This is a genomic window from candidate division KSB1 bacterium (assembly GCA_034506395.1).
Classification (GTDB): Bacteria; Zhuqueibacterota; Zhuqueibacteria; order Thermofontimicrobiales; family Thermofontimicrobiaceae; genus Thermofontimicrobium.
The window spans coordinates 1-12,325 of sequence record JAPDPQ010000061.1; the positions used below are offsets into that span (position 1 = coordinate 1).

Annotated in this window: 9 protein-coding genes and 1 pseudogene; 2 read left to right on the forward strand and 8 right to left on the reverse strand. The window is 43.5% G+C overall.

Going from position 1 to position 12,325, the window contains the following annotated elements; genetic code table 11:
• On the forward strand, positions 1 to 910 hold a 910-nt coding region (locus ONB37_19975), incomplete at its 5' end, for an NAD-binding protein (protein ID MDZ7402441.1).
• A 199-nt stretch (positions 911 to 1,109) separates the two neighbouring features.
• On the opposite strand, the gene ONB37_19980 is transcribed toward ONB37_19975, so the two are convergent.
• The 7 genes from ONB37_19980 to ONB37_20010 all read right to left on the reverse strand — a co-directional run bounded on the left by ONB37_19980 (position 1,110) and on the right by ONB37_20010 (position 10,593).
• Complete coding sequence (locus tag ONB37_19980; protein MDZ7402442.1) at positions 1,110 to 2,534, reverse strand: tetratricopeptide repeat protein; 1,425 nt, start codon at positions 2,532 to 2,534, stop codon at positions 1,110 to 1,112.
• A gap of 4 nt (positions 2,535 to 2,538) precedes the next feature.
• On the reverse strand, positions 2,539 to 3,627 hold the full coding sequence (locus ONB37_19985) for a tetratricopeptide repeat protein (GenBank protein ID MDZ7402443.1): 1,089 nt from the start codon (positions 3,625 to 3,627) through the stop codon (positions 2,539 to 2,541).
• A gap of 12 nt (positions 3,628 to 3,639) precedes the next feature.
• On the reverse strand, positions 3,640 to 5,082 hold the full coding sequence (locus ONB37_19990) for a tetratricopeptide repeat protein (protein MDZ7402444.1): 1,443 nt from the start codon (positions 5,080 to 5,082) through the stop codon (positions 3,640 to 3,642).
• A gap of 45 nt (positions 5,083 to 5,127) precedes the next feature.
• On the reverse strand, positions 5,128 to 7,005 hold the full coding sequence (locus ONB37_19995; protein MDZ7402445.1) for a tetratricopeptide repeat protein: 1,878 nt from the start codon (positions 7,003 to 7,005) through the stop codon (positions 5,128 to 5,130).
• Between the two features lie 65 nt (positions 7,006 to 7,070).
• Positions 7,071 to 8,639 (reverse strand): tetratricopeptide repeat protein, encoded by a 1,569-nt coding sequence (locus tag ONB37_20000; GenBank protein ID MDZ7402446.1) that lies wholly within the window; start codon positions 8,637 to 8,639, stop codon positions 7,071 to 7,073.
• A gap of 55 nt (positions 8,640 to 8,694) precedes the next feature.
• Entirely contained in the window at positions 8,695 to 9,138 is a 444-nt protein-coding gene (locus tag ONB37_20005; protein MDZ7402447.1) for a hypothetical protein, read from the reverse strand.
• Positions 9,139 to 9,309: 171 nt separating this feature from the next.
• A complete protein-coding gene (locus tag ONB37_20010) occupies positions 9,310 to 10,593 on the reverse strand; it encodes an NB-ARC domain-containing protein (GenBank protein MDZ7402448.1) in 1,284 nt (427 codons plus the stop codon).
• Between the two features lie 377 nt (positions 10,594 to 10,970).
• Between ONB37_20010 and ONB37_20015 the strand changes: the two are divergent.
• A pseudogene (locus ONB37_20015) lies at positions 10,971 to 11,153 on the forward strand (permease).
• 44 nt (positions 11,154 to 11,197) lie between these two features.
• On the opposite strand, the gene ONB37_20020 reads toward ONB37_20015, so the two are convergent.
• The coding region (locus ONB37_20020) for an ATP-binding protein (protein ID MDZ7402449.1) at positions 11,198 to 12,325 on the reverse strand (1,128 nt) is incomplete at its 5' end.

Genomic DNA, 12,325 nt, shown 5'->3' on the forward strand with positions numbered 1-12,325 from the left:
GTACTCTCTGATCCTCACGGCAACGATAGCGACCATGGTGCTCACGCCGTTCGTTTCGGGTCTGGCGGCGCCGTTGTATTCGCTCAAGAAAAAATTTTTCAAGCATGAACCGCTGGATACCATCAACCTGCCTGAAACAGGCTTGTCCAATCACGTAGTCATTGCTGGCGGCGGTCGAGTGGGCTATCATATCGCCAAAATTTTGCAGCGTATGGCGCTGTCATTCGTTATCATCGAGCAGGATTTTCGGCGGGTGGAACTGCTGAAGGTTGAAGGATTTCCCATCGTCTATGGCGATGCCAGCCAGGAGGTGGTGCTCAACGCTGCCCACATCCAGCGCGCCAGCTTGCTATTGCTCACTGTACCATCAGTGGTGATTTCGCAAGCGATTACCGATCGTATTCGCGCGATCAATCCGCAATTGCACATTGTCGCTAGAGCTATCAACGAGGACCATACCAAGGAATTACATCAGCGAGGAGTTTACGAGGTAGTACAGCCCGAATTCGAAGCCAGTCTGGAGTTTACCCGCCAGGCGCTGTTGCATCTGAACGTGTCGATCAAAGAGATTCAGCAACTCACCGACGCCATTCGGCGAGAAATGTACGCCCCACTGTACGAGAGCAATTATTCTTATCGTACCATCACACAACTGCAAAGCGCCTGCAACCTGATCGATCTGAACTGGGTGACCATTGATGAAGGGAGTCCTGTGATCGGACGAACTATTCGGGAGTTGCAAATTCGGAAGCGAACGGGCGTGTCCGTTGTCGCCGTTTTGCGAGATGGATCGTTACTGATGAATCCTGATCCTGATTTTCGGTTTGAAAAGGATGATCTGGTTGGTGTGGTCTCGGAGCCGCCGCAGTTGGCAGAATTTTTAGATTTGACTGCCTCACCTTCGTTTTAAGAAAGGACCGGCATTGGCTTAAATTATCGCTGAACCAGAACCAACACGCAGACCACTACTCTAAGGGTCATCTGGAGGCAGAAGACGCGGGTCTTTTATTTCGTTAGTGATCGTGAAGGCGACGGTGACGGGGATGGTGTTGGGGGGGGCATGTGCCCCAATCAATGAAATCTACTTTCGAACAAGTGCATTGTTCTTTTTATGGGACGTCAGATGATGAGTCTATTTTAATTTTCTCAAGCAAGCGGTTCAGATGCTCATTGTCTTTTTCGGCATCTCTATGGCCAATTGCCTGTTCGTAATCAACAGTTATTTTCATAACCTCAACTGCCTGCTGCAAATCGCCTAATTTTTCATACGCTATGCCTAACTTCCATAAGGTGCAGGATTCAAGACGTTGATCTTGAATTTTCTTGAAAATTCCTATTGCTTGTTCCAGATAGGAAATGGCTTCTTTAGTATTTCCAGCATCTAACAAAGCTTGACCAATATTTCCCAGCGAAATCCCTTCGCGACGAGTATCTTTATTATTCCGATGGATTGTCAATGCCTGTTCAAAAATACTCGTTGCTTGCTCTATTTCGCCCAGTTTAACGTAGACATTTCCCAGATTGTTGAGCGTAATACCGATACTACGTTGATCGTCCATCTCGCTGGCAAGTTCTAAGCGTTTGCTAAAATAATCAATTGCTTTATTTAAATCACCTAATTCTGCATACGCCAGTCCAATATTTCCCAGAGCGTTGCTTTCACCTAAACGATGTCGCAATTGACGAACCAGCATTAATTGTGCTCCGAACATTTCAACGGCTTTGTGATAATTCCCTAAGCGATAAAAAATTAGACCCAGATTACCCAGAGAATTTGATTCTCCCTTGGCATTATTTATTTTCCTGAATATAACCATCGCTTGCGTATGGTAATCTTTAGCACGATTTAGTTCACCAAGATGAGCATATGTCAATCCTAAATTGTTGAGCCTCATAGCAATTTTTCGTTGATCACCTGATTTCTGGCTCAATTCAAGAACACGATGGTGCAATGGAATTGCCTTCTTCATTTCGCCCAAATCCGTATAGGCTAACGCCAGGTTGCTAAGGGCGGATTCCAGCCCATTTTGATCATTAATCTCTTCTGCGATCTTTAAATTTTGTTCATATAATTCAATGGCTTTTTCGAGCTCCCCTCTGCGATGATAAATTGTGCCAATATTGCAAAGGGCATTTCCTTTCCCTTTTAGATCATGAATTTGCTCATGAATTTTTAGCGCTTGCTGTTGAATAGTTAATGCCTGATCCAATTCGCCCAAATTGACCAAACCTAATCCAATCTTTCCAAGTGAATCCGCTTCAGCGTGTTTGTTGTCAGTTATTTGAGCTGCGCGGACGCTTTTTTCACCCCAGTGAATGATTTCCTGCCAGCGACTACTCCGATCAAAAAAATGTTGAAAAGTTTGAAAATAGCTAATCATAAGCTGTGGTTTAAATACTCTGTCGCTTAACCATTGCCAGGCGCGTTCAATTTGTAAATATTCTTGTTCAAACCAATCTAAATTAAAAAAATGATATTGAGCGCGATATAGGTAATAACGCGCATGTCGCTCATTGATTTGATCTAACTTCATAAATTTACAGTTGTGTTGTTTGCCAATCTTTCAATTTCATTTTAACTCTTTCCGCATTGGGATCATCGATATCTTGATATATTTCAAGAGCGGTTTTGGCTAACCTACACGCTTTTTCAACTTCGCCCCGCTCAAAATGAATTAAGCTTAAATTAAAACTTACTCCCGCCTCCGATCGTCGATCTTGAAGCTGCCTGGCAAGTTGAAGATGCTCCTGATAGCATAAAATCGCATTTTCAAAATCGCCCAATGTGGCATAAATATTTCCCAGATTCCCCAGATCATGTCCCTCGCTGCGCCGATCACCAAGCTGCCGACTAATGAAAAGTGCCTGTTGATGATATTCGATGGCTTTTTGCAAATGGCCAAGTAAATAATAGACATTTCCCAGATTACCCAGCGCCCGGCCTTTACTTTTTTGATTTCCCGTTTCATCACAAATTTCGATAGCTTTATGAAAATATTTCAAAGCGAGTTTCATCTTTCCCAGATCTTGATAAGCCAATCCCAGATTTACTAATTTATTTGGCTCGGTGAAATGATTTTTGGGTTCACGGCAGATACACAATGATTTTTGATAATAACGAATCGCTCTGGTCGTTTCTCCCAAACACGCATAGGCAATGCCCAGGTTATTTAAAACCAGACTCTCTTCCTGGCGATCTTGTAGTTTTCTGAAAATCCTTAATGCCGTTTCATAAAACATAATCGCTTTATTGGTTTGCCCAAGACTTTCGTAAGCATTACCCAACCCCGCAGCATAAGCAGCTTGTATTCGTTTATCATTGAAGCGCCGCGCCGCAGCCAATCCCTGCTCCAGCCATTGAATGCGATCTGTGGGATGGAGTCGCAAAGCTAATATATAAGTGCCTGCATTGGGAAAATCATGACAGAATTGAGCAGCTACGGGATCGTCTTTTTGATGGGTCACCGCCCAGGACCAGGTTGATTGAATTTGTTCCCAATTTTGATCAAATAAAAGTAAGCCATTACGCAGATCTTCCCCGCCTTTGATATACAGCTTATCCGCTTTGATGAGCATTGCACCATAATAATGAGCAAGGCGGATAAATGTCTCACGATATCTCGGCATTAAAAATAAACCTCATTCTTTCAGCCATTCGGCCAATTGTTTTTTGATTAAAGCGAGCTCGGGATATTCACGCGTGTCATAAATCTCCAGTGCCTTGTTCCCAAATTCAATCGCTTTTTGGCGATCTCCTTGCTCAGAATAAACCAGAGCTAAATTCCAGAGCGCCGCACCTTGACCCCGAACATAATTTGCCAGTCCTGCCAGCTTGAATTGCTGTTCATATAAGCATTGTGCCCGACGATATTTGTGCCATAATTGATAAACAGTTCCTTGAATTCCCAGCACATTGACCAGAGTCGCCGAATCCTTGATATTGCGGGCGATCCGATATGCCTTAAGCGAAAGCATTAAAGCCAGTTGAACATCATCTGATTTAAGAAAAACAGAGCTTAAATTTAACAGCGTATGTCCCAGATGAGTTTGGTCATTAATTTGTTGGAATATTGTTAATGCTTCTTGATAATCTGTGGCAGCATCTTTTAGATCGCCCAGATTCTCACAGACGAAGCCAAGATTTCCCAGCGCGATGGCACGGTTACGCGCATTTTCCATTGCAGTCGCCAGGTGCAAAGCCTCGTCAAAATAATCCCTCGCCTGGTGATAGTTTCCTAAATTTAAATAGACTCTACCAATGTTGGAAACACAATGAAATTCAATATCTTGATCGCCGATGTTTCGTGCGATTAACAGTGCCTCCTTGAACCAGTTTTGCGCCTGATGAAATTGCCCTATTTCCAGATAGGCGATGCCAATATCCGCCAGCAAAGTTGCTTCGGCACGCTTGTTTTTAATCTCGCGGATAATGCGAAGGGCTTGTTGATATAAGTCAATGGCCTCGTTTAAGCGTCTCGAAGTAACCAGTATACTTCCCATTCCTACAAGGGCGTTACCCTGACTTCTTCGATCATTAATATGACGGGAAAGCTGCAAAGCCTGTTCGAACTGTTGCATCGCATCTTCAGCTTGGCCCATCAATAGATAAGCGTTTCCCAGATTTATATGGACAACTACTACTCCTTTTTGGTCATTTACACTGGTTAATTTTTCCAAAGCGGGGAGGAAATAATCCACTGCTTGCGGGAGCTGACCAAGATCGAGATAAGCGAGTCCCAGATTGGCCAGATGTGCGCCTTCAGCCGCGGTATGATTCAACTGCTGCGATACAGCGAGGGCCGCTTTTCGCCATTCAATCCGCTGTAATGGATGCTGATACAACAACAGAATTTGTGTGCCTGCATCAGGATAATCGACTGTCAATTCTGCAGCCTTTGGATTAGATCTGGAGTTTTTCGCCGCCCAGGCCTGTCCCAGCTTGATGTTTTCCCAATCTTCGATAATCAATTTGAGTGCTGTTGCAATATTCTCGCCGCCGCGCAAGTACATTTTATTAAGCTGGTCAAGCCGTAGGACAAAATAAATCGCATGACGGAGTTGAATGTCGAAATATTTATGCATATCTTTTTTAGGTTTTACAAAACAGGCTTTAAAAGGACGTATTTTTTAACCGTTCAACCTGGCTCGTAATTTTTCAATCATCCCTTCATGTCTCAATACATCAGGATGATTCACACTGCGTTCGTACTCCAGGCCAATTTGCATGCAATCTATTGCTTTGTCTAACATCTGCCGTCCTTCGTAAACTATGCCCAGATGCCAATTGATCTTAGCTATAGATTGACGATCACCCAGCTCTGTCATGATATTAAGCGCATTGGTCAGAGCCTTTAATGATTGTTCCCAGTTGCCTTTTAGCAGTTCCAATGATCCGATATTATAAAGCCAGATCGCTTCGTTCCTCCGATCCTGCCATTTTCTGGCAAGTGTTAAAGCCCTGCCATAATATTTTTCTGCCTGCTGGAATTTTCCTCTATTAGCATACATGAATCCGATATTGCCTATAACAATTCCGACTCCCTTCTGATCACCCAAATCTTTTGCTAATTTTAGTGCCTGTCGATAATAAGAAAATGCTCGTTTATTTTTCTTCTGATAAACATAAGCTGTGCCCAGATTCGTCAACCAGTTGAGTATATTCTCCCGATCATTTATTTGTCGAGCAAGAGCCAAAGCTTTTTTTAAATGAACAACCGCCTTGCTCCACTCGGCGACGTCCATATAAATATTAGCCAGATTTCCCCGATGAGTTACCTGCAATGGTCCATGGTCAGTCTCAATGGCCAATTGTAGCGCTTTCAGATAATATTTCTTGGCTTTGATCAGATCACCTTTATTGGCAAATGCATTGCCAAGATTGCCCAAATGAATACTCTGTTCGATGGGATTGCCAATCATATGAGCGATTTTAAGAGCCCTTTTGAAACAATCGATCGCCTTGCCAGTTTTGCCAATTATCAGGTAAATCGTACCCAGGTTAGCAACGCCTGCTGCAAAGCCAATTTTATTATTTGTTTTCATGGCGATTGCCAGAGCTTGACGATATGCTTTAAAGGCTTTTTTAATTTGCCCTTTCGTTTTATAGATATTGCCCAGAGTATAAAGATGTTCTTCTTCGGCTGGCAGATATCCAAAATTTTTATCGATACCCAGAGCCTCTTTGCATAGCACCTCAGCTTTTTCAAATTCGCATCGATATTCGAAAGCTTCAGCCAGACTCCCCAGGCAAATGCTTTCCTGATAATGATCATTTACCTCGCGCGCCAATGATAATGCCTGCTCAAAATAATTAATAGCCATCTGACACTGACCTTTTTTAAGCTCAATGATCCCTAGATTTCTTAAATCGATGCTCATCCAGCGGCGTTCACCCATCTTTTGATCTATCATCAATGCCTGTTGATAATATTCAATGGCTTTGGTAAAATCTCCCAGGCGCCAATAAACATTAGCGAGATTATGGATATCTGCACTAATACCTCTCCAGTCCCCAATTCTGGTAGCGATCTCAATAGACTCTAAATATAATTTAATCGCATTTCTGTACTCGCCCAATTCTGCATAGACACTGGCAAGGTTCCCCAGCCAATTGGCAACATTATAATCGTCCTTTAATTCTAGTGCAATTGAAAGAGCTGTTTCATAATAGCCAATAGCTGCCTTAAAATCCCCCAGATCAGCCAGGACATTCCCTAAATTTCCTGATCGAATTCCTTCTAGATCGCGTTTATTCAGACGCTTTGCTGCTTCAAGAGCGCTTCGCAACCAGTGGACATTTTTCTCTGGATGCAATCGAAGTGAAATCACATGAGATCCCGCATCTGGAAAAACCAGACATAACATCGCTGCTTCATGATCATTATTAGCATGAAATTCTGCCCATTGCTGTGCAAGTTCAATGTTATCCCATTCTAAATCGAGCGATTTTAGCGCTAAAGCGATTTTTTCGCCACCTTCTAAAAATAGGGCATTTATTTTTCGCAAGCATTGCCCAAAATATTGGGCATGGATCAATTCTATTTTGAATTTTTGAGGCATAGTTAAGAATTTTAAAACAAACGATTCAAATATTCCAGATGTCGCCTTACTCTCAGCGCTGTAGGATCTTTGATCGAGCTAAAAATTTCTAATGCCCTCGCCGCATAAGACCTGGCTTGAGGAAGATCGCCAAGCTGCTGCATGATCAAGCTCAAATTTGCCAGAACATTTCCTTCTCCCCGATGATCCCCAATTTCCTGCATCAGCGTCAGGGACCTCTTATAGCAATGAAGGGCTTGATCAAAATTCTTAGTCTGGCTATGGATATTACCTAAATTGCTTAGAGCATAAGCTTCACCGCGTCGGTCTCCGATTTCTTGAGCGATAATTATCCGTTTTTCAAGACATTCTCGAGCTTTTTGTGGCTTATTTGATCGGGCGTAACACACGCCCAGATTATTCCAGGCCTGGCCTTCAGAATGACGGTCACCAATCTTCTGGGCGATTTCAAGTTGTTGTTCATGATGGAGGATGGCCTCGGATATATCATTTAGCTCTTGATATAACGTTCCCAAATTACCCAGCACCTGACATTCCCCCTGACGATAGCCTGTTTCTCTGGTGAGCCTGAGAGCCTCAGATAAAAAGCGTAATGCCCGTGGATAATCCTGCTTGCGCTGATAGGCAATTCCCAGATTGCCCAGTGCTATCGCTTCGCCATGATGATCTTTGATCTCACGCGTAATTTCTAACCGCTGCTCAAAACAGGCAACCGCTTGTTCCCAATTGTCTGAATCCAGATAGCAAGTACCAAGATTACTTAGAGACTGACCTTCAGCCGCACGATCCCCTGTCTCCCGAGCAATCATCAATTCTTGTTCATAGCATTTCCGTGCGTGAACCAAATCACTAATCTCGCAATGAGCATTCGCAAGATTCCCTAAAGCGATGCCTTCATCGACGTAGCTATGCGTATGTTTAGCGAATTCCAGAAATTTTTGATAATGTTCCATTGCCTGATAAAACTTGCCCTGGACATAATAATCATTGCCTAAATGATTGTGTGCGTGTCCGATTTCAGAATAAAAATGGTTTTCGCTGGCGAGCGATAAAGTGTATTGATGAATTGAAATGGCCTCGTCAATCTGGCCTAATTTTCGATACACTTCGCCAAGGAGGTTAAGAAAAATGCATTGGTTGGTCCAGTCATTGGTCTGTCGAAAAATTGCTAACGCTTGTTCAATGCTATTGATTGCTTCGTGATTGCGCCCTAAATCAAACTCTGAGGTACCACGATGTCCGTAACACAGCCCTTCGAAATTGCGCCAGCCATAGCTTTGGGAAATCTCAATTGCAGCATCGAGCCATTCGATAATTTTCAAAGGCGGTAGATATCCTTTCAGCAGATAGTAACCTGACGTCGCAAATTGACAGCACAATCTTGCAGCCTCCTTATTTGATTTAGCCTGATTCACGGTCCAGGCCTGACCTGCTTGAATGTTAGCCCATTCCTCTCCCAATAAGTTTAAAGCTGCTATAATTTGGGCTTTTCCCTGTTGATATAATTCATTGGCTTTTGAAAGGAGCGACACATAATAGTTCGCATGTCGTAGCTGTGCTTCATGTAGCCTGTGCATCATCCTTGGTTACCTTTTTAAAAATGTATTGAAAAAATTATGCAGGGATTGTTCGCTTTTAAAAGCATGATCTATGGGATTTGATGCTACTTTTATCCCCTGTGATGATGATTGAATGATTGGCACTTCCTCCAATCGCTACGCTTTTTTCTCCAGAAGCAATGGTTATTGTCCCAGCTCGCTGCCCTGCGGCGACCAATTGCTCAATTTCCTGGGCTAATACGGGATCTGCGCCAAGCAATTTTTCTAATTGTACTCGAAAAGAGATTTGTGCGTCTTGGGCATCAGGTTTTTGGGCGACATCTTTCACCGCCTTTAGCGCGGTGGGACTGGCTTTGAGTTTTTGAAACAGCCTCCCCCAGAGTTGTTTAGCATGATCCCAGGTATCCTCGCCGAATTTATTGATGGCACCTTCGGCGGCTCGTTCACCGACTTGCATCAAGTAAGGCAAAATTGGGGCGAGGAAGGCGGTGATGGTTTGAACCAAAGTCGTTAGTTCCATAGTTTGACCCCATTATTATTATTCCTTCGCTATGCTATTGTCCGTCCAGCACTTCTGGCACTTTTGGGCAAGAATTCAGCTATCTCAAAATGCTATGACCTAAATTTACAAGTTGCGGTTTGGCTGCGCTGAGATTTGATTATCTGAAACTCAATTTTGAAAATAGGGCATTTATTCCTCGCACAACGACCTCGCATGCGCCACCAGCAACGCGTGCATCTGGAATCTGCTACCGACTGGCTCTAATAATCCCCGATTAACCAATTCCCGCACAATGGGGCGGGCATCCTCCACCTGCCAGACAAATTTCATGGCGTTGATGTCAAAGGTGGCTGGTTTGGGAGCAAAGGCACCAAGGTAGGCAAAGCATTCTCGAGTTTGTTCATCCAACCGATCCGTGCTATTTTTAAGCAATGCTGCCACAGTGGGAATGGTTTGCGTTTCGTAGTCGATGCGGTCGGCAGGAGCCTGTTCAGAAAGAATTTTGGCCCCTGTTTCTAATTCTTTCAACAAGTCGGTTACACCCCAGCCCATGTTTGCTTCCATGTGCAGCAGGTGCCCCGCAACTCGGAGCGCTAAAGGCAAGCATTCCAGATGGCGCACCAGTTCCCTGCATTCCGCCTCATGCTGTTCAACCACGCTGGGCGCCAGAATTCGCAACAGTTTTACTGCGTTGTCTTCCGTTAATACTGGCAAATTATAGACCGCTTCTGGTTTTGGAGCCAGGGCATTGGCAACCCCGGCTTCCCGTGTGGTAATTAATAACGCACAGTCTTTGCCTCGTGCCTGTTGAAATGGTGCCGCATGCTCTACCTCCCAGACATCATCCACCAATAATAGCATTCTTTTTTTGCGAAGTAAGGCCGAGAGTTGAGCAGTTGCTTCCTTCAGCGTGGGCGTTTTTAGCAATTCATCGGTTCCCAAGGCTCGGCCCCAGGTGGCTATTTCGGAGAGGAGATGCGGTCTTTGTCCTAACGAAATCCAGAGAACGCCATCAGGAAAAGTTCTTTGAATATCGGGGTCATGCGCCACGGCGGTGGCGACCGTTGTTTTTCCCACTCCAGGCCAGCCACGCACGGTGGTTAGCACCTGCATTTCGGTAAATTCACCGCTTGTTTTATAAACGCCTAGCCGCCGCTTAAGGTCATTGAGTGCTTCTTCTCTTCCTATGACCAAATCTGGGACTGGTGGTGCACAACCAGGTTTTGGCGCAAAAAAAGTCGCTAATGCATCGCGCAAGGTATCGGCCGCATCGCCTTTGAAAATGATATTATCATTACCAACGACAATCACGGCATCCGTCACATTGCCACCGATGGCAAGAGAACGCTCACCACTGGCAAAGGTAATTTTGTTCTGGTTTAAAGCATCCAGAACCAATTGTTTATCTTTGCTCGTTCCCGTGCCCTCCGCCAATCGTTCCAGGGCAGATTTAACCGCAGTTGTATTGAACATGATTGGTTCCCCTGAATTCATTTCCCGATAACAGTTCTAATAACAATTGACATTTTCAATTACAAAATAGTACATTGATCAAGAAACATTCGTTGTTTTTACTAAACACCAATGTTTCAACTGAAACTGACTTCAATATGTGATAATAAAAACTGCTTAAGCTAAAATAACAGGTCATGAATTTGTATATAAATTAAACTTTTCAATTGAACATTGATGATTTGACGTCCAGGTTTATAGTTAAGATTAATATAAAAAACTGTTTTCCAATATTCAAGAAATTTTTCGATCAACTATTTAAAATTTATGTTTAAAAGTTAAGACGATATTTTGGTGCAAACCAGACATAAATTTCTATCTGACAGGTTTTGTAAGACCTATCTGGCAGCGGCATGGGCAAAGGACCTGCGCTGGCGCTGCTATTTGCAAAACTTGCCCTGCGCCTGCCGAATATGCTGGGGATTTGCAGTGTGATTGGTACGCAGAACACGTTGGTTTATGTTTTGCTGGTGATCATGATGGCGATGGTGACGGGGATGGTGTTTGGGAGGATGGTTTAAAAAAACTGCAGCCAATAAGATCGAGACCACTGGAGTTCATTGACTTATGTCTCTTCATAACTTCTCTCCAATAACCACTTCCAGGCAGGTTTCACATCAATTTTTCTGCCGTTCAATTCAATACTATCCTCCTGGCTATTCGTTAAAATCAATCCATGGTTCAATCCCAAAAAGTCCATCGCTTCGATTAAACCATTCATTTCTCGCTCACGATTCCAATCGGACAGCTCCCAGCAGACCTGGACCGCCTCAGTTATTTTTTCATTCGATTTGATAACGAAATCGCATTCTTCCTTCATACGAAAGTAGTAAATCGCCTTGCCCGTTTTCAGCAATTCCAAAAAAATTTGATTCTCGAACAATTTCGGTTGATTCACTTCCAGGCTCAAAATTGTCAGAAAGCCGTTATCGATGAAAAACGTTTTGCGTTCGGTCTCTCTTTGCAAAAAGGATTTCTGATAATTATTGACGTGAACTACAAAAAAGCTCTCCTCTAAAAATTGCAGGTAATCGAACAGGCTCTGTTTGCTGATGCCCACGATTTGTGAAATGCGATTTCTGAGATTCGTCACGTTGTAGCTTTTACCAATATTTTCGATCAATTTTTGGATCAACAATCGCATGCCGGTTTCCTGGCGGATGCCATGACGAACGATGATGTCCTTATAAAATACGATTTCAAAGTATTGCCGCAGCAATTCTTTTTTCAAGCCCGTTTTAATCACTTCAGGGAAGCCGCCGTACGATAAGAATTCCTGGAAGCCATTTTTGATCAGAAAGCGCTCTTTACCATAAATGGCATCTTTCGAGCAGGGGATTCCTTTGAGCTTCAAATACTCCCGAAACGAAAACGGCAGAATACGTTTGATAAAGGTTCGACCCGCCAGATGGGTGGCAATTTCGGAACTCAATAAATTGGCGTTAGAGCCAGTGACGAAAACTTTGTAATCTTGATCGATCAGGCGACGGACTTTCAGGTGCCAATTTTCTGTGTTCTGAAATTCATCGAGAAAAATGTGCGGCTTTTCATGATAGAGCTCAAAATATGCCTCAATGAATAAATCGATATCGGAGATGGGAACGATACGCTCATCTTCAAAATTGAGGAATAGAAAATGCTTCAGGCCCAGTGTCTTGATGATCTCTCTCAAGTAAGTCGTCTTACCAGAGCG

Bases quoted from the DNA above. Each gene is read 5' to 3' on its own strand.
- ONB37_19980 (MDZ7402442.1), bottom strand. From the start codon at position 2,534: ATGAAGTTAGATCAAATCAATGAGCGACATGCGCGTTATTACCTATAT.
- ONB37_20000 (MDZ7402446.1), bottom strand. From the start codon at position 8,639: ATGATGCACAGGCTACATGAAGCACAGCTACGACATGCGAACTATTAT.
- ONB37_20010 (MDZ7402448.1), bottom strand. From the start codon at position 10,593: ATGTTCAATACAACTGCGGTTAAATCTGCCCTGGAACGATTGGCGGAG.
- ONB37_20005 (MDZ7402447.1), bottom strand. From the start codon at position 9,138: ATGGAACTAACGACTTTGGTTCAAACCATCACCGCCTTCCTCGCCCCA.
- ONB37_19985 (MDZ7402443.1), bottom strand. From the start codon at position 3,627: ATGCCGAGATATCGTGAGACATTTATCCGCCTTGCTCATTATTATGGT.
- ONB37_19990 (MDZ7402444.1), bottom strand. From the start codon at position 5,082: ATGCATAAATATTTCGACATTCAACTCCGTCATGCGATTTATTTTGTC.